The sequence below is a fragment of the Variovorax sp. 01N425 genome (assembly GCF_056399465.1).
This window is the reverse complement of sequence record NZ_JBFTRJ010000018.1, coordinates 83,044-108,780: the sequence shown is the minus strand read 5'-3', so window position 1 is coordinate 108,780 and position 25,737 is coordinate 83,044. Positions and strand designations below refer to the sequence as shown.

The 25,737-nt window shown below is 67.3% G+C and carries 28 protein-coding genes; 18 read left to right on the top strand and 10 right to left on the bottom strand.

What is annotated here, in order from left to right:
* Window positions 1-7: 7 nt before the first annotated feature.
* The 6 genes from AC1DSC_RS27375 to AC1DSC_RS27350 all read right to left on the bottom strand — a co-directional run bounded on the left by AC1DSC_RS27375 (window position 8) and on the right by AC1DSC_RS27350 (window position 5,745).
* The gene (locus AC1DSC_RS27375; RefSeq protein ID WP_436288167.1) at window positions 8-331 is read right to left on the bottom strand and encodes a hypothetical protein; all 324 of its coding nucleotides are present in this window, start codon (window positions 329-331) and stop codon (window positions 8-10) included.
* A 73-nt stretch (window positions 332-404) separates the two neighbouring features.
* The gene (locus tag AC1DSC_RS27370) at window positions 405-1,256 is read right to left on the bottom strand and encodes a DMT family transporter (protein WP_436288166.1); all 852 of its coding nucleotides are present in this window, start codon (window positions 1,254-1,256) and stop codon (window positions 405-407) included.
* Window positions 1,257-1,327: 71 nt separating this feature from the next.
* The gene (locus AC1DSC_RS27365) at window positions 1,328-2,041 is read right to left on the bottom strand and encodes an AraC family transcriptional regulator (RefSeq protein ID WP_436288165.1); all 714 of its coding nucleotides are present in this window, start codon (window positions 2,039-2,041) and stop codon (window positions 1,328-1,330) included.
* Between the two features lie 37 nt (window positions 2,042-2,078).
* Window positions 2,079-3,215 carry an SLC13 family permease gene (locus AC1DSC_RS27360; RefSeq protein WP_436288164.1) on the bottom strand — a complete coding sequence of 379 codons (1,137 nt, stop codon included), beginning with the start codon at window positions 3,213-3,215 and terminating at the stop codon, window positions 2,079-2,081.
* The gene (locus AC1DSC_RS27355) at window positions 3,196-4,728 is read right to left on the bottom strand and encodes a class I adenylate-forming enzyme family protein (protein ID WP_436288312.1); all 1,533 of its coding nucleotides are present in this window, start codon (window positions 4,726-4,728) and stop codon (window positions 3,196-3,198) included. The genes AC1DSC_RS27360 and AC1DSC_RS27355 overlap by 20 nt, the downstream gene beginning before the upstream one ends.
* 111 nt (window positions 4,729-4,839) lie before the next feature.
* The gene (locus tag AC1DSC_RS27350) at window positions 4,840-5,745 is read right to left on the bottom strand and encodes a LysR family transcriptional regulator (protein ID WP_436288163.1); all 906 of its coding nucleotides are present in this window, start codon (window positions 5,743-5,745) and stop codon (window positions 4,840-4,842) included.
* Window positions 5,746-5,857: 112 nt separating this feature from the next.
* Here AC1DSC_RS27350 and AC1DSC_RS27345 point away from each other — a divergent pair, with 112 nt between their 5' ends.
* Complete coding sequence (locus tag AC1DSC_RS27345; protein WP_436288162.1) at window positions 5,858-7,414, top strand: MFS transporter; 1,557 nt, start codon at window positions 5,858-5,860, stop codon at window positions 7,412-7,414.
* A 20-nt stretch (window positions 7,415-7,434) separates the two neighbouring features.
* Here AC1DSC_RS27345 and lipA read toward each other — a convergent pair whose 3' ends face one another.
* From lipA to AC1DSC_RS27325, 4 genes are read right to left on the bottom strand one after another with little or no spacing between them, the layout of a single operon-like run.
* Window positions 7,435-8,418: a lipoyl synthase gene (lipA, locus tag AC1DSC_RS27340; protein WP_062364250.1), complete on the bottom strand. Its 984-nt coding sequence runs from the start codon at window positions 8,416-8,418 to the stop codon at window positions 7,435-7,437.
* Window positions 8,419-8,425: 7 nt separating this feature from the next.
* Window positions 8,426-9,106 (bottom strand): lipoyl(octanoyl) transferase LipB, encoded by a 681-nt coding sequence (gene lipB, locus AC1DSC_RS27335; protein ID WP_062364252.1) that lies wholly within the window; start codon window positions 9,104-9,106, stop codon window positions 8,426-8,428.
* Between the two features lie 19 nt (window positions 9,107-9,125).
* Window positions 9,126-9,440, bottom strand: coding sequence for a YbeD family protein (locus AC1DSC_RS27330; RefSeq protein ID WP_278874850.1), 315 nt, complete (start codon window positions 9,438-9,440; stop codon window positions 9,126-9,128).
* Window positions 9,437-10,330, bottom strand: a complete 894-nt coding sequence (locus AC1DSC_RS27325; RefSeq protein ID WP_436288161.1) for a D-amino acid aminotransferase — start codon at window positions 10,328-10,330, stop codon at window positions 9,437-9,439. The genes AC1DSC_RS27330 and AC1DSC_RS27325 overlap by 4 nt, the downstream gene beginning before the upstream one ends.
* Window positions 10,331-10,487: 157 nt before the next feature.
* On the opposite strand from AC1DSC_RS27325, the gene AC1DSC_RS27320 reads away from it, so the two are divergent.
* The 17 genes from AC1DSC_RS27320 (at window position 10,488) to AC1DSC_RS27240 (ending at window position 25,729) form a co-directional block, all read left to right on the top strand.
* Window positions 10,488-10,973, top strand: coding sequence for an ATP synthase subunit I (locus tag AC1DSC_RS27320; RefSeq protein WP_015867635.1), 486 nt, complete (start codon window positions 10,488-10,490; stop codon window positions 10,971-10,973).
* Between the two features lie 4 nt (window positions 10,974-10,977).
* Window positions 10,978-11,847 (top strand): F0F1 ATP synthase subunit A, encoded by an 870-nt coding sequence (atpB, locus tag AC1DSC_RS27315; protein ID WP_015867634.1) that lies wholly within the window; start codon window positions 10,978-10,980, stop codon window positions 11,845-11,847.
* A gap of 61 nt (window positions 11,848-11,908) precedes the next feature.
* A complete protein-coding gene (atpE, locus tag AC1DSC_RS27310; RefSeq protein ID WP_007830191.1) occupies window positions 11,909-12,172 on the top strand; it encodes a F0F1 ATP synthase subunit C in 264 nt (87 codons plus the stop codon).
* 77 nt (window positions 12,173-12,249) lie between these two features.
* Window positions 12,250-12,720: a F0F1 ATP synthase subunit B gene (locus AC1DSC_RS27305; protein WP_007830193.1), complete on the top strand. Its 471-nt coding sequence runs from the start codon at window positions 12,250-12,252 to the stop codon at window positions 12,718-12,720.
* 8 nt (window positions 12,721-12,728) lie between these two features.
* On the top strand, window positions 12,729-13,259 hold the full coding sequence (locus AC1DSC_RS27300) for a F0F1 ATP synthase subunit delta (RefSeq protein WP_436044954.1): 531 nt from the start codon (window positions 12,729-12,731) through the stop codon (window positions 13,257-13,259).
* Window positions 13,260-13,307: 48 nt separating this feature from the next.
* A complete protein-coding gene (gene atpA / locus AC1DSC_RS27295; protein ID WP_015867632.1) occupies window positions 13,308-14,861 on the top strand; it encodes a F0F1 ATP synthase subunit alpha in 1,554 nt (517 codons plus the stop codon).
* A gap of 21 nt (window positions 14,862-14,882) precedes the next feature.
* The gene (atpG, locus tag AC1DSC_RS27290; protein ID WP_018906553.1) at window positions 14,883-15,758 is read left to right on the top strand and encodes a F0F1 ATP synthase subunit gamma; all 876 of its coding nucleotides are present in this window, start codon (window positions 14,883-14,885) and stop codon (window positions 15,756-15,758) included.
* An 87-nt stretch (window positions 15,759-15,845) separates the two neighbouring features.
* Complete coding sequence (locus tag AC1DSC_RS27285; RefSeq protein WP_436288160.1) at window positions 15,846-16,226, top strand: hypothetical protein; 381 nt, start codon at window positions 15,846-15,848, stop codon at window positions 16,224-16,226.
* Between the two features lie 127 nt (window positions 16,227-16,353).
* Window positions 16,354-17,754, top strand: coding sequence for a F0F1 ATP synthase subunit beta (atpD, locus tag AC1DSC_RS27280; protein ID WP_015867629.1), 1,401 nt, complete (start codon window positions 16,354-16,356; stop codon window positions 17,752-17,754).
* A gap of 12 nt (window positions 17,755-17,766) precedes the next feature.
* Window positions 17,767-18,186, top strand: coding sequence for a F0F1 ATP synthase subunit epsilon (locus tag AC1DSC_RS27275; RefSeq protein WP_015867628.1), 420 nt, complete (start codon window positions 17,767-17,769; stop codon window positions 18,184-18,186).
* Window positions 18,187-18,423: 237 nt separating this feature from the next.
* A complete protein-coding gene (locus AC1DSC_RS27270) occupies window positions 18,424-19,593 on the top strand; it encodes an ROK family protein (protein ID WP_436288311.1) in 1,170 nt (389 codons plus the stop codon).
* The gene (locus tag AC1DSC_RS27265; protein ID WP_436288159.1) at window positions 19,590-21,128 is read left to right on the top strand and encodes a sugar ABC transporter ATP-binding protein; all 1,539 of its coding nucleotides are present in this window, start codon (window positions 19,590-19,592) and stop codon (window positions 21,126-21,128) included. The genes AC1DSC_RS27270 and AC1DSC_RS27265 overlap by 4 nt, the downstream gene beginning before the upstream one ends.
* Window positions 21,115-22,116: an ABC transporter permease gene (locus AC1DSC_RS27260; protein ID WP_015867625.1), complete on the top strand. Its 1,002-nt coding sequence runs from the start codon at window positions 21,115-21,117 to the stop codon at window positions 22,114-22,116. The genes AC1DSC_RS27265 and AC1DSC_RS27260 overlap by 14 nt, the downstream gene beginning before the upstream one ends.
* A 58-nt stretch (window positions 22,117-22,174) precedes the next feature.
* Window positions 22,175-23,140, top strand: coding sequence for a substrate-binding domain-containing protein (locus tag AC1DSC_RS27255; RefSeq protein WP_436288158.1), 966 nt, complete (start codon window positions 22,175-22,177; stop codon window positions 23,138-23,140).
* A gap of 63 nt (window positions 23,141-23,203) precedes the next feature.
* Window positions 23,204-24,367 (top strand): Gfo/Idh/MocA family protein, encoded by a 1,164-nt coding sequence (locus tag AC1DSC_RS27250; RefSeq protein ID WP_436288157.1) that lies wholly within the window; start codon window positions 23,204-23,206, stop codon window positions 24,365-24,367.
* Between the two features lie 49 nt (window positions 24,368-24,416).
* Window positions 24,417-25,124 carry a phosphatase PAP2 family protein gene (locus tag AC1DSC_RS27245; protein WP_436288156.1) on the top strand — a complete coding sequence of 236 codons (708 nt, stop codon included), beginning with the start codon at window positions 24,417-24,419 and terminating at the stop codon, window positions 25,122-25,124.
* A gap of 80 nt (window positions 25,125-25,204) precedes the next feature.
* Window positions 25,205-25,729, top strand: coding sequence for a DUF3617 domain-containing protein (locus tag AC1DSC_RS27240; protein WP_436288155.1), 525 nt, complete (start codon window positions 25,205-25,207; stop codon window positions 25,727-25,729).
* Window positions 25,730-25,737 lie beyond the last annotated feature (8 nt).

Sequence of the window (25,737 nt, the reverse complement as noted above, 5' to 3'; positions counted from 1 at the left end):
GCTCAGTTCACTCGTCGGTCGGCCGCATCGGAATGTCGCCCATTGCGTCGTCCTCGCGCAGGCTGCGCGCGGCCTTCAGCAGCTCGATCGACAGGCCGCCGCCCTGGCCGGCAAAACCCTTGGCGACGCCCTCCAGCGCCGTGGCAAGGCCGGTCTCGCCGTCGGCGCGCGCATCCATGCTGATGTTGAGCACCCGGGCCGCCATCTGGCGGTAGGTGATGGCGCCCGCGCCCTCCAAGGCGGCCACCAGGTCGAGGTACAGCGCCAGGTTCAGGTCGAACACCAGCTTGGGCGTGATCTCGAAATCTTCGTTCTTGTTCTTGTTTTCCATGAGTGGGGGCTCCTTTATTCCTGAGCCTCCACTCTAGCCATAAAAACGTGCGCTTCCGTCGGACGAACGCCATTCAGCGTGCGCGTGTGCCCATGACGGCTGCCGAAATGATGAGCAGGGCGGCCAGCGCGACGGTCCAGGTCAGCGGTCGGCCGGTCACGAGCAGCAGCAGCGCCGTCGAGCCCAGGGGGGTGAGATAGCTCAGGATGCCGATGCGCCGCGGGTCGCCGCGCTTGAGCGCCATGTCCCACACGAAGAAGGCCGCGCCCAGCGGGCCGAGGCCGCACAGCACGAGCAGCAGCCAGTCCTTGCCGGACAGCGCGGCCGGCGCTTCGAGCAGCGCGTGGCAGGCCAGCGAGAGCACGCCCGAGACCAGCCCGAACAGGCCGATGGCCGAGGTCGGAAAGGCTTCGACACGCTTGGTCCACAGCGAATAGCTGGCCCAGATGAAGGCCGAGCCCAGCGCCGGCAGGAAGCCCCAGTAGCCTTGGATTGCGCTGGCGCCTGCGCCGCTGCCCCCGCGCGTGCCGAGGATCGCGACCGCCGCGCCCGCAAAGCCCAGCAGCGCCGCCGCCAGGTGCAGCGGCCTGAGCGACAGGCCCGGCAGCAGCACCGGCGCGAGCACCACCATGAACAGCGGCCACAGGTAGTTGACGAGGTTGGCCTCGACCGGCGGCGCGTGCCGCAGCGCGATGAACAGCAGGAAGTGAAAGCCGAACAGCCCGTAGACGCCCAGCGCCAGCGTGCGCGCCGGCACGCGCCAGGCCGCGCGGTCCCGCAGCACCAGCGGCCAGCTCGGCAGGCTGCCGATGATCAGCGCGAGCCCGGTCAGAAGGAACGGCGGCAAGTGCGAGAGGGCGGTCCCGAGCGAGGCGAGCGTGGCCCAGAGCGCGATCGCGAACAAGGCAAGGAAGGTGGGCGACATGGAGGGCAAGGCTAACCCGGCCGGCCGTCGCGCAGCGCCGGTGCGTCGTCGCGCAACGACGGTGTGGCCGGTCAGCAGCGATCGCGCCGGCGCAGCGCGGCGGTGAGCGCCGAGGGCGAGCGGTAGCCGGTGCGGCGCGCGGTTTCGGCCACGCCCATGCCTTCGAGCCGCAGTTCGCGCGCATGCGCCAGCCGAAGGCCGCGCAGCCAGTGCATCGCGCTCAGGCCCTGTTCCTCGCGGCAACGCTGCGCGAGCTGGCTGGGGCTCAGGCAGGCGACTTCGGCCAGGTCGGCGACCGTGAGCGGCTCGTGCCACCGCGCCCGGGCCCAGGCCGCGAGCGCCGGCCAGTCGATGCGGCGGCGGCGCGTGTGCGGCATCGAAGAAGAAGGCGCGGGGCTCCAGGCTTCCAGCAGCAGCGCGGGGCCGTGCTGCAGCGCGAGCGCGAACTGCTGCGGCTGCGCCGTGCAATGCGCGAGATAGCGCGCCAGCGCATGCAGCTGAAGCGGGTCGGCCGGCGCGCGCTCGGCACACCGGGCCCACGGCGCATGCGCGGTGTCGAGCACGAGGCAACTGCTGCCGCCGCTGCCGCGTGCTTCGAAGTCGTGCCGGTCGCCGGGCGCGACCACCTGCGCCTGGCCAGCGCCGATGCCGGTGCCGCGGCCTTCGACCTCGATCTCCAGCACGCCTTCCAGGCCGACCAGCACCTGGAAGTGGTCGTGCGCATGGCTGCCGCGCGAGCTGCCGTAGTGGCGCAGCGAAAGGATGGGCGTGGCGGGCTGGTGCATGGCGAAGGGCTGATTGTCTTGCGGCGCTCCCCGCCTGTCACCCGAGCCGCAGCAGCAGCGCCGAGGCCGCGCACACCAGCAGGAACGGAATGCTGATGCGATGGAACTCGCGCAGCCCGTGCGGCAGCCTGGCCAGGCGCAGCGCGATCAGGTTGGCCAGCGAGCCCAGCACGCAGCCGAAGCCGCCCACGCTCACGCCGGCCGCGAGCGCCGGCAGGTCGCGCACATGGCCGTCGAGCAGGATCGCGGCCGGCACGTTGCTGATGAACTGCGAGGCGACGATGGCGGCAAGGTAGGCGCGCCATCCTTCGGTGATGGGCCAGTGGTTCAGCAGCGACCCGATCGCCTGCAGCTCGGCCAGCTGGCGCAGGTCCACGAACATCAGCGCAATGATCGCGAGCAGCGCCCAGTCGATGTCTTTCAGCACGCGCGGATAGCTCAGCAGGAACACCGCGAACACCACGCCCAGGCCCGCGAGCAGCCAGTGCCGGTCGAGCGCGACCACGAAGCCGACGAACAGGACGCCCGCCAATGCCAGGAGGCGCGGCTGCACCGGCGCGGCCTCGGTCTCGGGCTTGAGCGCGATGGGCGTGCGCGGCACCAGCAGCCAGGCCGCCGCGAAGAGCCAGAACAGCATCACGGCCACGGTCGGCAGCATCATGCCCATGAAGCCGACGAAGCTCTCGCCCGAGCGGTGCCAGAGGTAAAGGTTCTGCGGATTGCCGATGGGCGTGAGGGCCGAACCCGCATTGACCGCCAGCGCCTCGAGCACCACGAGCCGCGCGAGCGGCAGGTGCGCCTGGCTGGCGAGCACGCGCGTGAGCGGCACCAGCAGGAACAGGCTCACGTCGTTGGTCACCAGCGCGGACAGGAACGCCGCGCTGGCGGTCAGCAGCAGCGCCAGGCTGCGCTGGCTGTGCGTGCGCGCGAGCAGGCGCTGGGCGGCGGCCTGCAGCATGCCGCTTTTCTCAACCCCTTGCGTGATCGCGAGCAGCCCCGCGAGCGCCCCCACGGTCTGCCAGTCGACCAGCTTCAGCCAGTCCATGGGCGCGCGCGGGCGCAGGAAGGCGAACAGGAGCGCGACGGCGGCCAGCAGCCACAGCAGGCCGTTGCCGCCGCCGTGTTCGGAGGGCGCGGCTGCCCGCGCCTGCGTTTCAGCGGCCGGCGAGTTCACGCAGTTCGCGCTTGAGCACTTTGCCGATTGCGCTGCGCGGCAACTCGTCGATGAACTGCAGCCGCGCCAGGCGCTGGGTCTTGCCGAGCTGCGCGTTGGCCCATTGCAGCAGCGCGTCCTCGGACGTGCCGTCGCCCTCGCGGCGCACCACGAAGGCCACCGGGGTCTCGCCCCATTGCTCCGACGGCACGCCGGCCACCGCCACGTCGGCCACGGCGGCATGGCCGCGCAGCACGGCTTCGAGATCGCTCGGGTAGATGTTGAAGCCGCCGCTGATGATCATGTCCTTCTTGCGGTCGAACAGCGTGAGGAAGCCATCGGCATCGAAGCGGCCGATGTCGCCGGTGCGGATGAAGCGCTTGCCGGCGGCGTCGAACCACTCGGCCTCGCGCGTCTTCTCGGGCTGGCCGTGGTAGCCGGTCATCATGCCGCCCGAATGGCCCACCACCTCGCCGGCCAGCTCGATGTTGGCGCGCGGGATCTCGCGGCCCTCCTCGTCGATCAGGCGGATGTCGCTGCCTTCGGCCGGCTGGCCGACGGTGTGCAGCTTGTCCGGATGCAGGTGGGCTTCGAGGATGCAGGTGCCGCCGCCTTCGGTCATGCCGTAGAACTCGATCAGCCCGCCGGGCCAGCGCTTGAGCACATCGGCCTTGAGCGCGGCGTTGAAGGGCGCGCTGGTGCTGAACTTGAAGCGGAAGGACGAAAGGTCGTGCGCATCGAAGCGCGGATGCGCCATCAGGCGCTGGTACTGCACCGGCACCAGCATCGTGTGCGTCACGCGGCGCTGCTCGGCCAGCTGCAAATAACCGAGCGCGTCGAACTTGGGCATCAGCACCACGCAGCCGCCGAAGGCGATGGTCGGGAAGAACACCACCAGCGTGGTGTTCGAATAGAGCGGCGTCGACAGCAGCGTGACGGTGTCCGGGCCGTAGCCGTACCTGGCGCCGCGCTGCACATGGGCCCAGCGCATGCCGTGGCCCTGCACGATGCCCTTGGGCTCGCCGGTGGTGCCCGACGAATAGATGATGTTGAAGGGCCAGGAGGGCTGCGTCTCGACGGCGCGCGGCTGCGTGCCCACGGGAGCCAGCCAGCGCTCGAGGGCCTGCCCGGCGGCGGAGCTGTCGAGCGCCACGGGCGGGATGCCGCCTTCCTTCGCGGGGCCGACGACCTCGGCCGCCGAGGCATCGGTGAAGAGAATGCGCGCATCGGCGTCCTCGATCATGCGGGCCAGGCTGGCCGGCGTGGAGCCCGGCGCCAGCGGCGCGACCGCGACGCCCGCGCGCAAGGCGCCGAGGAACACCGTCGCGTAGTTCACCGAGGATGCCGCGCAGACCGCGATGGCATCGCCCGGCCCGAGGCCGTCGCGCTGCAGGGCGGCCGCGACGCGGTCCATCAGCGCGTCGAGCGCGCCGTAGTCCAGTGCCTGTTGCGCGTCCGCGAGCGCGACGTGGCCGGGCGTGTGTTGCGCGTGGAGGCGAACCAGGTCGGCGATGGCGCCGAAGCCGCGCTCCATGGCGGCTTGAATGGCAGGGTGCGTTTGCAAAATTCGATCCTTCGTCTTGGCCAGACGGCAGGATAGCGAAGACCCCGGCCCGGCGCTGAGCCGCACGCGACGGACGTGCGCCTACGCCGCGCGCAGCGTGCGGCGCGGCCGCCGCGCGGCCTTGTCCCGGTGCGCCCACTCGGCCTGCTCGATCAGTCGGCCGAGCTCGGCCACGGCCGGGCTGCGTTCCCCCGCATCGCCTTCGCCGTAGGCCAAGGTGAAGTCCAGCATCGGCAGCGCCGGCAGGCCATGGCGCTCGTCCAGCGCCGCCATGCCGGGGCGCAGGTTGTCGCGCGTGAAGGTGGCCACCGCCAGGCCGCTCAGCGCGGCCGTGCGCAGGTCCTGCAGGCTGTGCGAGCTGAAGGCGCCGTGCCAGGGGATGCCGGCGGTGTTGAGCGCGTCGATGCTGACCTGGCGGCACACGCAGGGCGGCGGCGAATAGGCCAGCGGCAGCGAGGCGCCGTCCGTGCGCTCGAAGCCCTCGGCCGCGGCCCACACCATCGGCAGGCGCCGCAGCAGCGTGCCCTCGACCTCGCCCGAGACCGACACCACCACCGCCAGGTCGAGCTCGCGCTCGCGCACCATCGTGGCCAGGTCGAGCGTCAGGCCCACGCTCACTTCCAGCCTCACGTTGGGGCAGCTGCGCGCGAACTGTTGCAGGAGCTGCGGCAGGCCCTCGCTCATGAAGCTCTCGGGCACGCCGAAGCGCACCGTGCCTTCGATCGGCGAGCAGCGGAAGTGCCGCGCCAGCGCGTCCTGCGCCTGCAGGATGCGCTCGGCATGGCGCAGGAAGTCTTCGCCGTCGGCGGTCAGGCGCAGGCGCCGCGTGGTGCGGTGGAACAGCGGGCGCCCGACCAGTTCCTCGAGCCGGCGGATCTGGTGGCTGACCGCCGATTGCGTCAGGTGCAGCTGCTCGGCGGCGCGCGTGAAGCCGTTGGCGCGGTGGACGGCGGTGAAGGCTTGCAGGAGGCCGGTATCGAAGTTCATGGCCGCCAGATTAATGAAGTCGCTTCCTGAGTGGAAGTAAATTTAATCATTTGCCTAATGAAATCGGGGTCTTGAGAATGCCCCGGACCACCTACTTTCCCTTCACGTCCCCATGTCCTCTTCCCCCCGCCATCCCTCTCTGGCGCTGGCCGCCATCTGCCTGGCGGCGCTGATGTTCGGCCTGGAGATTTCCAGCGTGCCGATCATCCTGCCGGTGCTCGAAGCGCGGCTGCACGCCGGCTTCCGCGACCTGCAATGGATCATGAACGCCTACACCATCGCCTGCACCACGGTGCTGATGGCCACCGGCACCCTGGCCGACCGCTACGGACGGCGCCGCATGTTCGCGCTCACGGTGCTGGCCTTCGGCCTGGCCTCGCTGCTGTGCGGCCTGGCGCCCAGCACGCCGGCGCTGATTGCCGCGCGCTTCCTGCAGGGCATGGCGGGCGGCGCGATGTTCATCTGCTCGATTGCGATCCTGTCGCACCAGTTTCCGGACGGCCGGGCGCGCGGCCGCGCCTTCGCGATCTGGGGCGTGGTGGCCGGCATCGGCCTGGGGTTCGGGCCGGTGGTGGGCGGCGCGATCATTGCGCTGGCCAGCTGGCACTGGGTCTTCCTTGCGCACGTGCCGCTGGCGCTGCTGGGGCTGGCGCTGATCATGGCCGGCGTGGCGGAGTCGCGCGATCCGCTGGCCCGCCAGCAGAAGCTGGACCTGGCGGGCATCGTCACGCTGACCACCGCGGTGCTCGGGCTCACCTGGCTGATCACGCAGGGCGACAGCCTGGGCTGGACCAGCCCGGCCGCGCTGGGCCTGATGGCCGCCACCGCGGCGGGCCTTGCGGCCTTCGTCGCGGTCGAGCGCTTCCATCCGCACCCGATGTTCGACTTCTCGGTGTTCCGCATCCGCGACTTCTCGGGCGCCATCGTCGGCTGCATCGGCATGAACTGCAGCTACTGGCCGTTCATGATCTACCTGCCGCTGTATTTCTCCGCCGGCCTGGGCTACGGCACGACCGCCGCCGGCCTGGCGCTGCTGGTCTACACGGTGCCCTTCCTGGTGATGCCGCCGGTCGCGCAGTGGCTGCTGCTGCGCTACCAGGCGCGCTTCGTGATTCCCACAGGCCTGTTCCTGATCGGCCTGGGCTTCATGGCGATGAAGTGGGGCAGCGGCCTCGCGCACCTGGGCGGCTGGACGGTGCTGCCCGGCGCGCTGGTCGCCGGCATCGGCCTGGGCCTGACCACCACGCCCGCGACCAACATGACCACCGCCTCGGTGCCCGCGCACCGCGCCGGCATGGCCTCGGGCATGGACGTCAGCGCGCGCCTCATCTCGCTGGCCATCAACATCGCGGTGATGGGCCTGGTGCTGGTGGCGGGCATCCTGGCCGCGCTGCGGGGCTCGCTGGGGACGGCGCTCGATGCGGCGCGGCTGCGCGCATTGGCCGAGCAGCTCGCGGGCGGGGACATGGCGGGCGCGCAGCAGGCGCTGGCCCTGCCGGATGTTTCCGGTGCGGTGCTGCAGGCCGCCGTGACCCACGGCTTCGGATGGGTCATGCTGTACGGCGCGCTCGGCGCCTGGTTGACCGCGGCGCTCAGCTTCGCGGTGTTCGGCGGCCGGCAGGCTGCGTCCGTGCGGGACGCGTCACCGGGGGTGGCCGGCGGGCGATAAGGCGCGCCGGCGGCCGTTTGTCAGACGCCCGCGGCGTGCGCCTGCTGGTCCGCGTGGTAGCTCGAACGCACCATCGCGCCGACGGCCGCGTGGCTGAAGCCCATCTTGTAGGCCTCTTCCTCGAACATCTTGAAGGTGTCGGGGTGCACGTAGCGGCGCACCGGCAGGTGCGAGCCCGACGGCGACAGGTACTGGCCGATGGTCAGCATGTCGATGTCGTGTGCGCGCATGTCGCGCATCACCTGCAGGATCTCTTCGTCGGTTTCGCCCAGGCCCACCATGATGCCGCTCTTGGTCGGAACCTGCGGGTGCAGCGCCTTGAACTTCTTCAGCAGGTTGAGGCTGAACTGGTAGTCGCTGCCGGGGCGCGCTTCCTTGTAGAGGCGCGGCGCGGTCTCGAGGTTGTGGTTCATCACGTCGGGCGGCGCGGCCTTGAGGATCTCGAGGGCCCGGTCGTCGCGGCCGCGGAAGTCGGGCACCAGGATCTCGATCTGCGTCATCGGCGAGAGCTCGCGGATGTTCGTGATGCAGTCGACGAAATGCTGGCTGCCGCCGTCGCGCAGGTCGTCGCGGTCGACGCTGGTGATCACCACGTACTTCAGGCGCAGCTTGGCGATGGTCTTGGCGAGGTTGAGCGGCTCGTCCTTGTCGAGCGGATCCGGGCGGCCGTGGCCCACGTCGCAGAACGGGCAGCGGCGCGTGCACTTGTCGCCCATGATCATGAAGGTGGCCGTGCCGTTGCCGAAGCATTCGCCGATGTTCGGGCACGAGGCTTCTTCGCAGACCGTGTGCAGGTTGCTCTCGCGCAGGATCTGCTTGATCTCGTAGAAGCGCGTGGTGGGGCTGCCGGCCTTCACGCGGATCCATTCGGGCTTCTTGAGCACCTCGCCCTGCTGCACCACCTTGACGGGAATGCGCGAGAGCTTGGCCGCGGCCTTCTGCTTGGCGAGCGGGTTGTAGGTTTCGGCGCTCTGGGCGTCGCGGACGACTTCTGTGGTGCTCATTGGATTGCTAAGGCGCCAGGTAGGTGCCGAGCTTCTGGCTCAGGACCCGGGCAGCTTCTTCCCATGTGGTTTGGACCCCGATTGTAGAAAGATCGACCGTTTGCAGCCCCGCATAGCCGCAAGGGTTGATGCGCGAGAAGGGTTCGAGGTCCATCGCGACGTTGAGCGCCACGCCGTGGTAGGTGGCATGGCGGCTCACCTTGATGCCGAGCGCGGCGATCTTGCCGAGGCCGCGGAACGGGTCGCCGGCGGGCAGCGGGCCGGTCAGCGCGGCATGCGAGAAAGGGTCGTCGAGCCGCACGTAGATGCCGGGTGCGCCCGCCACGCGGTGGCCCGTCACGCCGAAGTGGGCCAGCGTGCGCAGCACCGATTCCTCGATGCGGTAGACGTATTCCTTCACGAAGTAGCCCGCGCGCCGAAGGTCGATCAGCGGATAGGCCACCACCTGGCCCGGGCCGTGGAAGGTGACCTGGCCGCCGCGGTCGGTCTGCACGACCGGGATCGCGCCAGGGTTCAGGATGTGGTCCTGCTTGCCCGCGATCCCCTGCGTGAAGACCGGCGCATGCTCGCAGATCCACAGCGCATCGGGCGTCTCGGGCTGGCGTTCGAGCGTGAACTGCTTCATTGCGCCGTAGGTGGCGGCGTAGTCGGCGGCGCCCAGCCATGTCGCTTCGATGCCCGTGCTCATCGCGCGCCCGGCGCTTTCTTCAGAGAACGACCTTGACCATCGGATGGGCCGACAGTGCGCGGTAGAGATCGTCGAGCTGCTCGCGGCTGGTGGCGGTGACGGTGATCGTCACGCCCAGGTAGTTGCCCGCCTTGCTGTCGCGCAGCTCGACCGTGGCGGCGTCGAAGGCCGGATCGAAGCGCTCGGCAATCTGAGTGATCGCGTGCACGAAGCCATCGGCCTTGACGCCCATGACCTTGATCGGGAACTGCGAGGGGTACTCGATCAGCGATTCCTTGCGCGGATCGGGGACGTGAACGGTGGCGGTTTCGATCTTTTCGTTGGTGTCGGTCATGCGGGAACTCCTTGCGCTTGCGCGTTGCTCAGCTTGGCCTGCTGGTAGGCGGCGTACAAGGCTTGGTAGATGGGGCCGGGACGGCCATTTCCAATCGCCTGGCCATCGAGCGTCACGACCGGCAGCACTTCCTTGCTGGCCGACGAGAGCAGCAGCTCGTCGGCGCCGAACACCTCGTCGCGAGAGATGCGGCGCAGCGCAAACGGGATGCCGCACTCGGCGCACAGGCGTTCGAGCAGGCCGTAGCGGATGCCGGTCAGCACCAGGTTGTCCTTGGGCGGCCCCACGAGGCCGCCGTCCTTCACGATCCACACGTTGCTCGACGAGGCCTCGCTGAGCCATTCGCCGCGGAACATGATGGTCTCGGCCGCGCCGGCCTCGACGCTGATCTGCCGCGCCAGCACCGCGCCCAGCAGGCTGGTGCTCTTGATGTGCGCCTTCTGCCAGCGGAAGTCGGCCGCGCTCACGCAGGCCACGCCCTTGGCGCGCACGGCATCGGCCACCGGCGGCAGCGGGTTCACCATCACGAACACGGTCGGGTGCACGCCACGGGTCATGGCATGATCGCGCGGCGCGACACCGCGGGTAATTTGAAAGTACACGGCCTGGGGCGCATCGCCGCCCGCCTCGACGAGCCGCATCACGATGCCGCGCCACTGGGCGAGCGTGAGCGGATTGGCGATCTGCAGTTCGGCCAGCGAGCGATCGAGGCGCGCCATGTGCTCCTCGAAGCAGAAGGGCTGGCCGCCGTAGACGGGGACGACTTCATAGACGCCGTCGCCGAAGATGAAGCCGCGGTCGAGCACGCTGATGCGTGCGTCCTTGAGCGCGGTGTACTCGCCGTCGAGATAGCAGAGCGTGGAGGGGAGTGCGGCGGTAAGAGGGTGCATGCTGGAATTATGGTTGCGCGCGGCAGGTCGGGTTCTCGTCAGCCGATGAAGCCTCGATTTGCAAACGCGACAGCTCGGGTGGTCGGATGGGCTGGGTTTTTACTTATAATCAATGGCTTTGTAGAAATTCTGGGTCGTCATCCGGGCTTCATTCGAAATGAAAACAATCGCCCGAAAAGATGAACAAGTCGCGGAAGACCTCGACGCAGAATACAAGCCGTTGACCGCCGATGAGGCGCGTGAACTGCGAGCAAGGCATCCCTCGATCTCCCCTTGGTGGGTCATCGCGGGGCAGTTGGTTGTCGGTCTGCTGGTGGCTTTGGCCGCCTGGGGACTGACGGGGAGGCAAAATCTGGGGTGGTCCGCCGGCTACGGCGCGATTGCGGTGGTCATTCCTGCTGCGGTGTTCGCGCGGGGGCTGACCGGCCGGTTTTCTTCCCTGAATCCGGGCACTGCGGTGGTTGGGTTCTTCCTGTGGGAAATGGTCAAGATGGCCTTGTCGATTGCGATGTTGTTCGCAGCGCCAAGGCTGATAACGGCGCTGAGCTGGCCAGCAATGCTGATCGGCCTGGTGGTGACAATGAAGGCGGCCTGGTTGGCGGTGATGTTCTCGCCCCGGCGCCGGCAACATAGAGACGAGTAACTGAATGGCTGCTGAAAACGCTGCGGAACATGGTCAGACCGCGGGTGAATACATCATTCACCACTTGACGCACCTGCAAAGCTCCAAGCCTGGGGGTGTTGCGGACTTTTCGGTTTTCAATTTCGACTCGCTCTTCTTCTCGATAGCACTGGGCATCCTGGGTTGCTGGCTGCTCTGGCTGGCTGCCCGCAAGGCTACTTCGGGCGTTCCCGGCCGTTTTCAAGCGGCCGTCGAACTGCTGGTGGAAATGGTCGACCAGCAGGCCAAGGGCATCGTCCACAACGCCACCAGCCGCAAGTTCGTTGCCCCGCTGGCGCTCACGATCTTCGTCTGGATCTTCCTGCTCAATGCAATGGACCTGTTCCCGGTCGATTTGTTCCCGGCGATCTGGGCCAAGATCTTCCACATCGCCGGCGAAGACCCGCACCATGCCTACCTGCGCGTCGTGCCCACGGCCGACCTCTCGGTGACAATGGGCCTGTCGGTGGGCGTGCTGCTGGTTTGCCTCTACTACAACATCAAGATCAAGGGCCTGGGCGGCTGGGTGCACGAGCTCTTCACGGCGCCGTTCGGCAACCACTGGGCGCTGTATCCGTTCAACTTCGCCATGCAGATGATCGAGTTTGTCGCCAAGACCGTCTCGCACGGCATGCGGCTGTTCGGCAACATGTATGCCGGCGAGCTGATCTTCCTGCTGATCGCGCTGATGGGCGGCGCCTGGACGCTGTCGACCACCGGCGTGCTGCTGGCACTCGGCCACATCGTTGCGGGTACCGCATGGGCCATCTTCCACATCCTGATCATCACGCTGCAGGCGTTCGTGTTCATGATGCTGGCGCTGGTCTACATCGGCCAGGCCCACGATCACCACTGATCATCCGGTTTCGTTTTCGTTTTTTTGTTTTCTCTTCAACCAAAGTCCTCTAGGAGTCATCATGGAAGTTATTAGCTTTGTTGCACTGGCCGCCGGCCTGATCATCGGTCTGGGCGCTGTGGGCGCATGTATCGGCATCGGCATCATGGGCAGCAAGTACCTCGAGTCGGCCGCACGTCAGCCTGAACTCATGGGTGAACTTCAAACCAAGATGTTCCTGCTGGCCGGTCTGATCGACGCTGCTTTCATTATCGGCACCGGTATCGCCCTGTGGTTCGCAACGGCCAACCCGTTCCTGGCTCAGATCGCCAACCTGCCGAAGTAAGTCTTTCTCGTCGGACCCGTGTCGTCGTTCCCCTCTGTGGAATGGCTTCGCATTCAATCCCAAAGAGAGGGTGAAAAGTGAGCATTACCGGTACCCTGATCGTTCAGATGATCGTGTTCCTGATCCTGGTCGGGTTCACGATGAAGTTCGTGTGGCCGCCGATCGCGAAGGCGCTGGACGACCGCGCTGCGAAGATCGCCGAAGGCCTCGCTGCCGCCGACAAGGCCAAGTCCGAACTCTCCGCCGCCAACAAGCGCGTGGAAGCCGAACTGGGCCAGGCACGCAACGAGTCCGCACAACGTCTTGCCGACGCCGAACGTCGCGCCCAGGCCATCGTTGAAGAGGCCAAGGCCCGCGCGACCGAGGAAGGCAACAAGATCGTTGCAGCCGCACGCGTCGAAGCCGACCAGCAGGCACTGAAGGCGCGCGAAGCACTGCGCGAGCAAGTCGCGGCCCTGGCTGTCAAAGGCGCAGAGCAGATCCTGCGCAAGGAAGTGAATGCAGGCGTTCACGCCGATTTGCTCGCCCGCCTGCAGACCGAACTCTGATAGAAGCCATGGCAGAACTCGCCACCATTGCACGCCCCTACGCCGAGGCGCTCTTCAAGGCCTCGTCGTCCGACGTTGCCGGCACCAGCGCCTGGCTCGAAAAGATGGCCGCCATCGCGGCCAGTCCGGAGCTCCAGCAGTTCGCCGACAACCCCAAGGCCACGGCCGAGCAGGTTCTCGGCGTGGTCGCCGGCGCCTTCGGTGCGCCGCTGCCCGCCCATGCCCAGAACTTCCTGGGTGCGCTCCTCGAGAACGGGCGCTTCTCGGTGCTGCCGGAAATTGCGAAGCAATTCCGGGCACTGGCCAACGCGAAGAGCGGTTCGTCCGACGCCGTGGTCTACAGCGCCTTCCCGATCGACGCATCGGCCCTGGCCAATGTGGCGGCCGCGCTCGAAAAGCGCTTCGGCCGCAAGCTGCAGGTCACGGTCCAGCAAGAGCCGGAACTGATCGGCGGCATTCGTGTGGTGGTCGGCGACGAGGTGCTCGACACCTCCGTCAAAGCGCGCCTTGAACAAATGAAAGTTGCGCTGGCGGCCTGACGGTCTTCAGCCCTCTACTTGTAGCCTCAAAGAAAGAAGGAAAGAGTCATGCAACTCAATCCCGCAGAAATTTCCGAACTGATCAAGAGCCGCATCGAGGGCCTCGGAGTCAGCGCGAACATCCGCAACGAGGGCACCGTGGTTTCGGTGACCGACGGCATCGTGCGCGTGCACGGCCTGTCCGACGCGATGCAGGGCGAAATGCTCGAGTTCCCGCCCACGGCCGACGGTACGCCGTCGTTCGGCCTCGCGCTGAACCTCGAGCGCGACTCGGTCGGCGCCGTGATCCTGGGCGAGTACGAGCACATCTCCGAAGGCGACACCGTCAAGTGCACGGGCCGCATCCTGGAAGTGCCCGTCGGCCCCGAACTCATCGGCCGCGTGGTGAACGCCCTGGGCCAGCCGATCGACGGCAAGGGCCCCATCAACGCCAAGATGACCGACGTGATCGAGAAGGTCGCACCGGGCGTGATCGCCCGCAAGTCGGTCGACCAGCCGATGCAGACCGGCCTCAAGTCGATCGACTCGATGGTGCCGATCGGCCGTGGCCAGCGCGAGCTGATCATCGGCGACCGCCAGACCGGCAAGACCGCCGTGGCAATCGACGCGATCATCAACCAGAAGGGTCAGAACATGACCTGCGTCTACGTTGCGATCGGCCAGAAGGCTTCGTCGATCAAGAACGTGGTGCGCGCACTGGAACAAGCCGGCGCGATGGACTACACCATCGTGGTGGCCGCATCGGCCTCCGAATCGGCCGCCATGCAGTACGTGTCGGCCTACTCGGGCTGCACCATGGGCGAATACTTCCGCGACCGCGGCGAAGACGCGCTCATCGTCTATGACGACCTCTCCAAGCAAGCCGTGGCCTACCGCCAGGTTTCGCTGCTGCTGCGCCGCCCGCCAGGCCGCGAAGCCTACCCCGGCGACGTGTTCTATCTCCACTCGCGTCTGCTCGAGCGCGCAGCCCGCGTGAACGCCGACTACGTCGAAGCCTTCACCAAGGGTGAAGTCAAGGGCAAGACCGGTTCGCTGACGGCACTGCCGATCATCGAAACGCAGGCCGGCGACGTGTCCGCCTTCGTTCCGACCAACGTGATCTCGATCACCGACGGCCAGATCTTCCTGGAAACCAACCTGTTCAACGCCGGTATCCGCCCCGCCATCAACGCCGGTATCTCGGTGTCGCGCGTGGGTTCGTCGGCGCAGACCAAGGTCATCAAGGGCCTGTCGGGCGGTATCCGTACCGACCTCGCCCAGTACCGTGAGCTGGCTGCGTTCGCGCAGTTCGCCTCCGACCTGGACGAAGCCACCCGCAAGCAGCTGGACCGCGGTGCCCGCGTGACCGAACTGCTCAAGCAGGCCCAGTACAGCCCGCTGCCGATCTCGCTGATGGGCGCCACGCTGTTCGCGGTGAACAAGGGCTTCATGGACGACCTGGAGATCAAGAAGGTGCTGCCGTTCGAACACGGCCTGCACCAGTTCCTGAAGTCCAGCCATGCTGCGCTGCTCGACAAGATCGAAAAGGCCAAGGCGCTCGACAAGGACGCCGAGGCCGAGCTGACCGCCGCCATCACGTCGTTCAAGAAGTCGTTCGCCTGATCGGCCGGACAAGGAGCACTCATGGCAGCTGGTAAGGAAATCCGCGGCAAGATCAAATCGGTGGAAAACACCAAGAAGATCACCAAGGCCATGGAAATGGTCTCGGTTTCCAAGATGCGCAAGGCGCAAGAGCGCATGCGTGCCGCCCGCCCCTACAGCGAAAAGATCCGCAACATCGCGGCCAACCTGGGCAAGGCGAATCCCGAGTACACGCACGCGTTCATGAAGAAGAACGAGGCCAAAGCCATCGGCTTCATCATCGTCACGAGCGACAAGGGCCTGTGCGGCGGCTTGAACACCAACCTGCTGCGCGCCGTCACCGGCAAGCTGCGGGAAGCCCAGGGCGCGGGCATCGCGATCGAGTCGGTGGCCATCGGCAGCAAGGGCCTGGGCTTCCTGAACCGCATCGGTGCGCGCGTGGTGGCCCACGTCACCCACCTGGGCGACACGCCGCATCTCGACAAGCTCATCGGCCCGGTCAAGACGCTGCTCGACGCCTACGCAGAAGGCAAGCTCTCGGCCGTGTACCTGTGCTACACGAAGTTCATCAACACGATCAAGCAGGAGCCGCTCGTCGAGCAGCTGCTGCCGCTGGCCGCAGACTCGCTGCAGGTCGAGGCCGGCCAGCATTCGTGGGACTACATCTACGAGCCCGATGCGCAGAGCGTGATCGACGAGCTGCTGGTGCGCTATGTGGAGTCGCTGGTCTACCAGGCCGTGGCCGAGAACATGGCGTCCGAGCACTCGGCCCGGATGGTTGCAATGAAGGCGGCGACGGACAACGCCGGCAACGTGATCAACGAGCTCAAGCTGGTCTACAACAAGACCCGCCAGGCAGGCATCACCAAGGAGCTTTCGGAAATCGTGTCCGGCGCCGCTGCGGCCGCCGGTGTTTGATTGCGGCAATGGACCGGGCCACATTGCCATTCGCGCTTCGCACTGCGAACCGATAACCGAAGGCCTTTTTCTGGGGACTCTGCACAAATGAAGAAACTTCTCGTTCTGGTGGCCATGGCCGCCGCGCTGACTGCCTGCTCCAAGAAGGAAGAGGCGCCTGCTGCACCGCCGGCACCTGCCGCTGCACCGGCGCCCGCTCCCGCGGCGCCGGCTGCACCGGCCGCGCCCGCAGCTGCCGCTCCCACGGCATCGGCCGCGGACCTGCCGCAGGAGTGCAACGACTACCTGGCCAAGGCCCAGGCGTGCGTGTCGGCGCAAAGCGGCGCTGCCGCCGATGCGATGAAGGCAAGCGTCGAGCAGACCAAGGCAGCCTGGGCTTCGATGGGCACCGACAAGGCCGCGCTGGGCCAGGCCTGCAAGGCTGCCAGCGATGCCTTTGCCGCACAGGCCGCGGCGCTGAAGTGCTGATCGGAAGCAACTGAAGAAATCAAGGGTGCCGGCCCGTCCGGCATTCTTGCAAAAGCGGCCCGCGATGGCACAAGGACGCTTCTGCAAGAACCTGTCGCAACATTATTGAGATCCAGAAGGAAACGCCATGGCTGAAGGAAAAATTGTCCAATGTATCGGCGCCGTGGTCGACGTGGAGTTCCCGCGTGACCAGATGCCCAAGGTCTATGACGCCTTGAAATTCGAAGGCGGCGGGCTGACCCTCGAAGTCCAGCAGCAGCTCGGCGACGGCGTGGTGCGCACCATTGCGCTCGGCTCGTCCGACGGCCTGCGCCGCGGCCTGATCGTCACCAACACCGGCGCACCCATCACGGTGCCCGTCGGCAAGGCCACGCTCGGCCGCATCATGGACGTGCTCGGCCGTCCGATCGACGAGCGCGGCGACGTGAGCCAGGACCTCACCGCATCGATCCACCGCAAGGCCCCCGCATACGACGAACTGTCGCCTTCGCAGGACCTGCTGGAAACCGGCATCAAGGTGATCGACCTCGTGTGCCCGTTCGCCAAGGGCGGCAAGGTGGGCCTGTTCGGTGGTGCCGGCGTGGGCAAGACCGTGAACATGATGGAACTCATCAACAACATCGCCAAGGCTCACTCGGGCCTGTCGGTGTTCGCCGGTGTGGGTGAACGTACCCGCGAAGGCAACGACTTCTATCACGAGATGGCCGACTCCGGCGTCGTGAACCTCGAGAAGCTCGAAGACTCGAAGGTCGCCATGGTCTACGGCCAGATGAACGAGCCCCCGGGCAACCGCCTGCGCGTGGCCCTGACCGGCCTGACCATTGCCGAGTCGTTCCGCGACGAAGGCCGCGACGTGCTGTTCTTCGTGGACAACATCTACCGCTACACGCTGGCCGGTACCGAAGTGTCGGCTCTGCTGGGCCGCATGCCTTCCGCCGTGGGCTACCAGCCGACGCTGGCCGAGGAAATGGGCCGCCTGCAGGAGCGGATCACGTCGACCAAGGTCGGCTCGATCACCTCGATCCAGGCCGTGTACGTGCCGGCCGACGACTTGACCGACCCGTCGCCCGCCACCACCTTCGCCCACCTGGACTCCACCGTGGTGCTGTCGCGCGACATCGCTTCGCTCGGTATCTACCCCGCCGTGGACCCGCTCGACTCGACCTCGCGCCAGCTCGACCCGAACGTGGTCGGCGAAGAGCACTACAACGTGGCCCGCGCCGTGCAAGGCACGCTGCAGCGCTACAAGGAACTGCGCGACATCATCGCGATTCTGGGCATGGACGAACTGGCACCGGAAGACAAGCTGGCCGTGGCCCGCGCCCGCAAGATCCAGCGCTTCCTGTCGCAGCCGTTCCACGTGGCCGAAGTGTTCACGGGTTCGCCCGGCAAGTACGTGCCGCTGGCCGAAACCATCCGCGGTTTCAAGATGATCGTGAACGGCGAAGCCGACCACCTGCCGGAACAAGCGTTCTACATGGTGGGCGGCATCGACGAAGCGTTCGAAAAGGCCAAGAAGGTCGCTTAACAAGGAATCACCATGGCAGGCACCATTCATGTGGACGTGGTCAGCGCGGAAGAGTCGATCTTCTCGGGCGAAGCCAAGTTCGTCGCGCTGCCCGGTGAAGCCGGTGAGCTCGGCATCTACCCGCGCCACACGCCGCTGATCACGCGCATCCGCCCCGGCGCCGTGCGCATCGAAACGGCCGACGGCGGCGAGGAATTCGTCTTCGTGGCCGGCGGCATTCTCGAAGTGCAGCCCAACGCCGTCACCGTGCTGTCCGACACCGCAATCCGCGGCAAGGACCTCGACGACGAGAAGGCCAACCAGGCCAAGGCGGCCGCCGAGGAAGCGCTCAAGAACGCCAAGAGCGACATCGACATTGCGATGGCGCAGTCGGAACTGGCCGTGATGGCTGCGCAGATCGCTGCGCTGCGCAAGTACCGCCAGAAGAAGTAAGCAGGAGCGAAGAAAAGCGCTCCACGAAAAAGCCGCCTCCGGGCGGCTTTTTTGCGTCCGCCGCTCCTGCAAAAAACCTCACTTTGGTCTGAACATGGTCGAAGTTTGGCCTTGTCCGGCTGAAGCTGCGCCCCTAGTATTCGCCTTCGCCCCGGACTGCGGTTGCTGCAGCCGGCGGCCAAAAGAATATTGGAGACAAAGCGCGTGGCACCCTGGAGTGGCATCACTGCAGACGAGATGCGGTTGCTGGAGACCACCTTCTGGTCGGCCGGCGGCTCGCGCCATGCCATGGCCGAACAGCTCGGCTTCTCCAAGAGCAAGGCCAATGCGCTGATCGCCGGCCTGGTCGAGCAGGGCCTCTTGGCCGAAGCAGGCCTGCAGCGCTCCTCGGGCGGGCGCCGCGCCGAAAACCTGCAGCTGCATGCCGGGCTCGGTGTGCTGGTCGGCATCGACATCGGCGCCACCAGCCTCGACGTTGCGGTGCTGCGGCCCGATCTCACCGTGCTCGCGCAGCACGACGAGCCGGCCGATGTGCGCGAAGGCCCGGCCGTGGTGCTGGCGCGGGTGCGTGTGCTGATGCGCGAACTGCTCGCGCGCTGCGGCCACGGCGCGAAGGACGTGCTGGGCATCGGCATCGGCGTGCCGGGCCCCGTCAACTTCGAGATCGGCCAGCTCGTGAATCCACCGCTGATGCCGGCCTGGGACAGCTTCTCGATCCGCGACTACCTGCGCGAGGACTACGCGGCGCCTGTCTTCGTCGACAACGACGTGAACCTGATGGCCCTCGGCGAGCTATGGCGGCTGAATCGCTCGCTCAACAACTTCCTCGTGATCAAGATCGGCACCGGCATCGGCTGCGGCATCGTCTGCCATGGCGAGGTCTATCGCGGCGCGGCCGGGTCGGCCGGCGACGTGGGCCACATCTGCGTGGACCAGGACGGCCCGCGCTGCCATTGCGGCAACGTCGGCTGCGTCGAGGCCATGGCGGCGGGGCCGGCCATCACGCGCATGGCGGTGCAGGCGGCCGAGGCTGGTGAAAGCGCCATGCTGGCCGAGTGCCTGCGCCTGCACGGGCGCATCGATGCCGTCGACGTGGGCCAGGCGAGCCGCGCCGGCGATACCGCGGCCAACGGCATCATCCAGCGCGCCGGCAACCTCATCGGCCAGATGCTGGCGTCGGTGGTGAACTTCTTCAATCCCTCGCATGTGTTCATCGGCGGCGGCATCACGCGCATCGGGCCGCTGTTCCTGGCGGCCGTGCGGCAGAGCGTGTACCAGCGCTCGCTCGCGCTCTCGACGCGGCACCTGGAAATCCAGTACACGCCGCTGGGCGTGCAGGGCGGCCTGGTCGGTGCCGGCGTGCTCGCGATGCACGAAACACTGAAGGTCCGCGGAGTGGCGCCATGACGGCAGAAGCAGAAACCAAGGGAAGCGTGGCGGTCGAATTCGACGGCGTGGTGAAGGCCTTCGGCCCGGTGCAGGTGCTGCACGGCGTGAGCTTTTCGCTGGCGCCCGGACGCGTGTACGGCCTGCTCGGCGAGAACGGCGCGGGCAAGTCCACGCTGATGAAGATCCTGTCGGGCTACGAGCCGCTCACCGGCGGCACGCTGCGCATCAACGGCCAGCCGCAGCAGTTCACGAGCTCGCGCGACGCCGAGGCGCTGGGCATCGTGCTGATCCACCAGGAGTTCAATCTCGCCGAAGACCTGAGCGTGGCGCAGAACATCTTCCTGGGTCACGAGAAGAAAAAAGGCTGGCTGCTCGACGACGCCGCGATGGAACGCGACGCTGCTGCAGCCCTTGCTGCAGTGGGCCTGCAGGTCGACCCGCGTACCAAGGTGCGAAGGCTCATCGTCGCCGAGAAGCAGCTCGTCGAGATCGCCAAGGCCATCGCACGCCGCGCGCGCCTGCTGGTCATGGACGAGCCGACCGCCACGCTGACCCCGGGCGAGACCGAACGCCTCTTCAAGCTCATCGCGCAGCTGCGCGCCGATGGCGTGACCATCGTCTACATCTCGCACAAGCTCGACGAAGTGGAGCAGGTGACCGACGAGGTGATCGTGATGCGCGACGGCCGCTTCGTGGCGCGCGCACCCACCCCCGAGCTCACGCGCCAGCAGATGGCCAACCTCATGGTGGGCCGCGAGCTGGCCGACCTGTACCCGCCGCGCGACCTGGTGGTGGCCGCCGATGCGCCCGCCATGCGCGTGCGCAGCTTCAGCGTGCCCGGCTGGGCGCAGGACGCGAGCTTCGAGGTGCGCCCCGGCGAGATCCTCGGCTTCGCGGGGCTGGTGGGCGCGGGCCGCACCGAGCTGTTCGAAGGCCTGCTGGGCCTCAGGCCCGCGAGCGGCGAGGTCGAGATGCTCGGCAAACCCGTGCCGAACCACAAGGGCTGGCGCAGCCCGCGCGACGCCGCGAAGCACGGTCTCACCTACCTGAGCGAAGACCGCAAGGGCAAGGGCCTGCACGTGAACTTCGGCCTGCGCCAGAACCTGACGCTGATGGCGCTCGAACGCTATGCGCAGCCCTGGCTGCAGCCCGAGGCCGAACGCGGCGCGCTGGCCGAAGCGGTGAAGGACTACGGCATCCGCACCGGCTCGCTCGACGTGCGCGCCTCGTCGCTCTCGGGCGGCAACCAGCAGAAGCTCGCGCTCGCCAAGGTGCTGCAGCCCAAACCCAAGGTGGTGGTGCTCGACGAGCCCACGCGCGGCGTCGACGTCGGTGCCAAGCGCGACATCTACTTTCTGATCCAGCGACTCGCCCGCGAAGGGCTCGCGGTGATCGTCGTCTCGTCGGAGCTGATGGAACTCATCGGCCTGTGCCACCGCGTCGCGGTGATGCGCGCGGGCCGCCTGGTTGCCACGCTCAACGCCGACCACTTGACTGAAGAGGAGCTCATCGCTCATGCCACCGGAACAGCAGACACCCATGCCGCAGCCTGAAGCCGCGCAACACCGCAGCGAGGGCAAGCCGCGCTGGACCGAGCACCTGCACGGGCTCGGCCCGGTCATCGGCCTGGTGCTGCTGTGCATCGGCGGCACGCTGCTCAACAGCGACTTCGCGACCGTCGACAACGCGATGAACGTGCTCACGCGCACGGCCTTCATCGGCATCATCGCGGTGGGCATGTGCTTCGTGATCATCTCGGGCGGCATCGACCTGTCGGTGGGCTCGATGGCGGCACTCATTGCGGGCAGCGTGATCATGTTCATCAACTGGGCCGGTCCGGCCTCGGGCTCGCCATTGATGGCGGTGGTGATGGGCGCGGTGCTTGCGGTGGTGCTGGGCGCGCTGTTCGGCCTGGCGCACGGGCTCCTGATCACCAAGGGGCGCATCGAGCCCTTCATCGTCACGCTGGGCACGCTCGGCATCTTCCGCGCCTACCTCACGTACTTTGCCGATGGCGGCGCGCTCACGCTCGACAACGACCTGTCGGACCTCTATGCGCCCGTGTACTACGCAAGCCTCGCGGGCATTCCGGTGCCGGTGTGGGTGTTCGTGATCGTCGCGATCATCGGCGGCGTCATCTTGAACCGCACGGCCTACGGGCGCTATGTGCAGGCCATCGGCTCCAACGAGCAGGTCGCGCGCTATGCGGCGGTGGACGTGGACCGCGTGAAGATCCTTACCTACGTGCTGCTGGGCGTGTGCGTGGGCATTGCCACGCTGCTGTACGTGCCGCGCCTGGGCTCCGCATCGCCGACCACGGGCCTCTTGTGGGAGCTCGAGGCGATTGCCGCGGTGATCGTCGGCGGCACCGCGCTCAAGGGCGGCGCGGGCAGCATCACGGGCACCGTGGTGGGCGCGATCCTGCTCTCGGTCATCAGCAACATCCTGAACCTCACCAGCATCATCAGCGTGTACCTCAACGCCGCGGTGCAGGGCTTCGTGATCATCATCGTCGCGTTCCTGCAAAGAGGGCGCCGCTAGTGCGCTCGTGTTTCGTTCCTTCTCTTCATCACTCATCAACCACAAGGAGACATCCAGCATGACAAGCTTCTTCACACGTCGCATCGCACTCACGGCCGTGGCGGCCGCGGCGCTCGCGAGCCTGCCCGCATTCGCCGCCGAGAAAGTGAACCTCGGCGTCTCGATTCCGGCGGCCACGCACAGCTTCATGGGCGGCATCAACTACTGGGCCAACCAGGCGAAGAAGGACCTGGAGAAGGAACACAAGGACCTGAAGATCACGATCAAGACCGCGGCCAACGCGCCCGAGCAGGCGAACCAGCTGCAAGACCTGTCGACGGTCACCAAGATCAATGCGCTGGTGGTGTTTCCGTTCGAGTCGGCCGCGCTGACCAAGCCGGTGGCGCAGGTCAAGGCCAAGGGCGCCTACGTGACCGTGGTCGACCGCGGCCTCACCGACACCAGCGCGCAGGACGCCTACGTGGCCGGCGACAACACCGCCTTCGGCCGCATTCCGGCCGAGTACATCGCCAAGCAGCTCGGCGGCAAGGGCAACGTGGTGGCGCTGCGCGGCATTGCCACCACGCTGGACAACGAGCGCATGGACGCCTTCAACGCGGTGCTCAAGAACCATCCCGACATCAAGCTGCTCGACGCCAAGTACGCCAACTGGAACCGCGACGACGCCTTCAAGGTCACGCAGGACTACCTCACGCGCTTCAAGAACATCGACGCCATCTGGGCCGCCGACGACGACATGGCCGTGGGCGTGCTCAAGGCCATCGAGCAGGCCAAGCGCGACGACATCAAGATCATCTTCGGCGGCGCGGGCGCCAAGGGCATGGTCAAGACCATCATGGACGGCAAGGACAAGCGCATCGGCGCCGACGTGAGCTACTCGCCCAAGTTCATCTACGACGCGATCAAGCTCACGGCCGAGGCGCGGCTCAAGGGCGAGAAGCTGCCTGCGACCACGATCATTCCTTCGGTGCTGATCACCAAGGAAAACGCCAAGGACTTCTACCACCCGAACTCGCCGTTCTGAGTTCGCCTTGCTCCCTCTCCCGGAGGGAGAGGGGACAGTGACCCAGGACCATCGAGGATATTGATGAGCGATACACCTCCCCGCAAGCTCCGCTGCGCCATGGTCGGCGGCGGCCGCGACGCCTTCATCGGCGCCGTGCACCGCAACGCCATGGCGCTCGACGGGCAGATCGAGCTCGTGGCCGGCGCGCTGTCGTCGAGTCCGGACAAGGCGCGCGCCTCGGGCCGCGACCTGCACCTGGCCGACGGCCGCAACCACGGCGACTGGCAGTCGCTGCTGGCCGACGAGCTCAAGCGCCCGCCCGAGGAGCGCATCGACTTCGTCTCGATCGTCACGCCCAACCATGTGCACTTCCCGGTCGCGCAGGCTTTCGTCGAAGCCGGCTTCCACGTGGTGTGCGACAAGCCGCTGGTGCACACGCGCGCGCAGGCCGATGCGCTGGTCGCGGCCGTGAAGAAGCAGGGCACGCTGTTCGGCGTGACCTACAACTACACCGGCTATCCGATGGTGCGGCAGGCGCGAGAGATGGTCCGCTCTGGCCGGCTCGGCGAGCTGCGCAAGGTGGTGGTCGAATACAACCAGGGCTGGCTCGCGAGCCAGCTCGAAGGCGCCGGCAACAAGCAGGCCGACTGGCGCACCGACCCCGCGCGGAGCGGCGCGGCCGGCGCCATCGGCGACATCGGCTCGCACGCCGAGAACCTGGTCGCGAGCGTCACCGGCCTGGAGATCGAGAGCCTGTGCGCCGACCTGAGCGCGCTGGTGCCGGGCCGCATGCTCGACGACGACGGCAGCCTGCTGCTGCGCTTCAAGGGCGGCGCGCGCGGCGTGCTGATTGCCTCGCAGATCAACACCGGCCTGGAGAACGACCTGCGGCTGCGCGTCTCGGGCACGCTCGGCACGCTCGAATGGCGGCAGGAGCAGCCGAGCCAGCTGGTGCACCTGCCGCACGACGGCCCGAAGCAGATCTTCACGCGCGGCTCGCCCTGGCTGTGCGAGGCGGCGCAGCGCGCCAGCCGCCTGCCTGCCGGCCATCCCGAAGGCTTCATCGAGGCCTTTGCCAACATCTACGCCGGCGTGGTGGCGGACATCCGCGCGCGGAACGCAGGCCAGCCGGCCGATCCCATCGCGGCCGACTACCCGCGCGTGGAAGACGGCGCGCGCGGCGTGCGCTTCATCGAGCGCACGGTGGCCTCGGCCCAAAGCGAATCAAAATGGACGCCCTGGTAGGGCCGCGGGCTCGCATGCGCGAGTTCCAGGCGCACCGCATCGGGCGTTCATGACACCTTCTTCTTTCGAGCATCCGCCGCCTTCGAACCCGCAGCCCTGGCTTCGCGCCCTGGGCCGGCGGTGCCGTGCGCTCTGGCCGCTGAAGCTGGTCGGCAACACGGTCGCGACCGCGGGGTTCTTCCCGCTGTATTTCTGGATCATGAAGAACGCCGGCCCGCCCTGGACGCTGCCGCTCACCGCGTTCGACCGGCTGATCGCCTTCTGGCCGGCGCTGCTGCCGGTCTATCTTTCGCTGTGGCTCTACATCGCGCTGCCGGTGTTCCTGGCCAAGGACAGGCGGGAGCTCTGGAGCTTTGCGCTCGGCTGCGCCTTCATGACCGGCATCGCGCTGGTGGTGTTCTGGTTCGTGCCGACGGCCATCCCTAACTTCGGCATCGACACCCGCCCGGGCACCTCGCTGCATCTGCTGAAAACCGTCGATGCGGCCGGCAACGCGTTTCCGTCGCTGCATGTGTCGTTCTCCGTGTTCGCCTGCGTGGTGCTCGCGCGGCAGCTGCGCGAGGTGGCGGCGCCCGCGTGGGCTCGCGCGCTCAACATCGCGTGGGCCGTGGCCATCGTCTATTCGACGATGGCGGTGCGCCAGCACGTGCTGGTCGACGTGCTCGGCGGGCTGGCGCTGGGCATCGGCTTCGGGCTGGCCTCGCGTCCCCGCAAGGCCGTGGCGGCGGCAGCGGCGGTGCAGGCACGGCCGGCGTAGGCCGATTGCGCTATTCCACCCGCGCGCCGCGCGCGGTAGAACCCAGGCATCCTTTTCTTCGAACCGATGCGGAGCCCGCCATGAAGATTCGCCTGTCCACCATTGCCCTCTTCATGCTGGCCTGCAGCACGGCCTTGCCCGCGCTGGCCGTCGACTATCCGGCGCGCAAGCCCGGCCTCTGGGAAATACAGACCGGCGACGGCACCGGCGCCAAGGGCGCGAGCCAGACCGTCCAGCAGTGCATCGACGCGGCCAGCGACAAGGCCTTGCGCGACATGGGGCAGGGCATGGGCAAGGACAGCTGCTCGAAGCAGGAGCTGCGCAACGAAGGCGGCAAGCTGGTGGTCGATTCGGTCTGCAAGGTCGGCCCCACCACCGCCACCACGCACGCGGTGATGAGCGGCGACTTCAGCTCGGCCTACCGCATGGAAAGCAAGTCGAGCTACAGCCCGCCGCTGATGGGGCGCGCCGAGGGCTCGGCCGTCATGGAAGCCCGTTGGATCGGCCCCTGCAAGGCGGACCAGAAGCCCGGCGACATGGTGATGTCCAACGGCATGAAGATGAACGTGCTCGAGATGATGGGCGGGCACAAGAAGCAGAAGTAGGCGCCGGC

What these genes read in the sequence shown, in the direction of transcription:
- AC1DSC_RS27285 (WP_436288160.1), top strand. Translation starts at nt 15,846, where the DNA reads ATGAAGAAACTTCTCGTTCTGGTGGCCATGGCCGCCGCGCTGACTGCC.
- AC1DSC_RS27245 (WP_436288156.1), top strand. Translation starts at nt 24,417, where the DNA reads ATGACACCTTCTTCTTTCGAGCATCCGCCGCCTTCGAACCCGCAGCCC.
- AC1DSC_RS27255 (WP_436288158.1), top strand. Translation starts at nt 22,175, where the DNA reads ATGACAAGCTTCTTCACACGTCGCATCGCACTCACGGCCGTGGCGGCC.
- atpD (WP_015867629.1), top strand. Translation starts at nt 16,354, where the DNA reads ATGGCTGAAGGAAAAATTGTCCAATGTATCGGCGCCGTGGTCGACGTG.
- lipA (WP_062364250.1), bottom strand. Translation starts at nt 8,418, where the DNA reads ATGAGCACCACAGAAGTCGTCCGCGACGCCCAGAGCGCCGAAACCTAC.
- AC1DSC_RS27320 (WP_015867635.1), top strand. Translation starts at nt 10,488, where the DNA reads ATGAAAACAATCGCCCGAAAAGATGAACAAGTCGCGGAAGACCTCGAC.
- AC1DSC_RS27355 (WP_436288312.1), bottom strand. Translation starts at nt 4,728, where the DNA reads ATGGAGCGCGGCTTCGGCGCCATCGCCGACCTGGTTCGCCTCCACGCG.
- atpA (WP_015867632.1), top strand. Translation starts at nt 13,308, where the DNA reads ATGCAACTCAATCCCGCAGAAATTTCCGAACTGATCAAGAGCCGCATC.
- AC1DSC_RS27300 (WP_436044954.1), top strand. Translation starts at nt 12,729, where the DNA reads ATGGCAGAACTCGCCACCATTGCACGCCCCTACGCCGAGGCGCTCTTC.
- atpB (WP_015867634.1), top strand. Translation starts at nt 10,978, where the DNA reads ATGGCTGCTGAAAACGCTGCGGAACATGGTCAGACCGCGGGTGAATAC.
- AC1DSC_RS27265 (WP_436288159.1), top strand. Translation starts at nt 19,590, where the DNA reads ATGACGGCAGAAGCAGAAACCAAGGGAAGCGTGGCGGTCGAATTCGAC.
- AC1DSC_RS27325 (WP_436288161.1), bottom strand. Translation starts at nt 10,330, where the DNA reads ATGCACCCTCTTACCGCCGCACTCCCCTCCACGCTCTGCTATCTCGAC.
- AC1DSC_RS27330 (WP_278874850.1), bottom strand. Translation starts at nt 9,440, where the DNA reads ATGACCGACACCAACGAAAAGATCGAAACCGCCACCGTTCACGTCCCC.
- AC1DSC_RS27365 (WP_436288165.1), bottom strand. Translation starts at nt 2,041, where the DNA reads ATGCACCAGCCCGCCACGCCCATCCTTTCGCTGCGCCACTACGGCAGC.
- AC1DSC_RS27240 (WP_436288155.1), top strand. Translation starts at nt 25,205, where the DNA reads ATGAAGATTCGCCTGTCCACCATTGCCCTCTTCATGCTGGCCTGCAGC.
- AC1DSC_RS27260 (WP_015867625.1), top strand. Translation starts at nt 21,115, where the DNA reads ATGCCGCAGCCTGAAGCCGCGCAACACCGCAGCGAGGGCAAGCCGCGC.
- AC1DSC_RS27275 (WP_015867628.1), top strand. Translation starts at nt 17,767, where the DNA reads ATGGCAGGCACCATTCATGTGGACGTGGTCAGCGCGGAAGAGTCGATC.
- AC1DSC_RS27370 (WP_436288166.1), bottom strand. Translation starts at nt 1,256, where the DNA reads ATGTCGCCCACCTTCCTTGCCTTGTTCGCGATCGCGCTCTGGGCCACG.
- atpE (WP_007830191.1), top strand. Translation starts at nt 11,909, where the DNA reads ATGGAAGTTATTAGCTTTGTTGCACTGGCCGCCGGCCTGATCATCGGT.
- AC1DSC_RS27250 (WP_436288157.1), top strand. Translation starts at nt 23,204, where the DNA reads ATGAGCGATACACCTCCCCGCAAGCTCCGCTGCGCCATGGTCGGCGGC.
- AC1DSC_RS27345 (WP_436288162.1), top strand. Translation starts at nt 5,858, where the DNA reads ATGTCCTCTTCCCCCCGCCATCCCTCTCTGGCGCTGGCCGCCATCTGC.
- AC1DSC_RS27350 (WP_436288163.1), bottom strand. Translation starts at nt 5,745, where the DNA reads ATGAACTTCGATACCGGCCTCCTGCAAGCCTTCACCGCCGTCCACCGC.
- atpG (WP_018906553.1), top strand. Translation starts at nt 14,883, where the DNA reads ATGGCAGCTGGTAAGGAAATCCGCGGCAAGATCAAATCGGTGGAAAAC.
- lipB (WP_062364252.1), bottom strand. Translation starts at nt 9,106, where the DNA reads ATGAGCACGGGCATCGAAGCGACATGGCTGGGCGCCGCCGACTACGCC.
- AC1DSC_RS27270 (WP_436288311.1), top strand. Translation starts at nt 18,424, where the DNA reads ATGCGGTTGCTGGAGACCACCTTCTGGTCGGCCGGCGGCTCGCGCCAT.
- AC1DSC_RS27375 (WP_436288167.1), bottom strand. Translation starts at nt 331, where the DNA reads ATGGAAAACAAGAACAAGAACGAAGATTTCGAGATCACGCCCAAGCTG.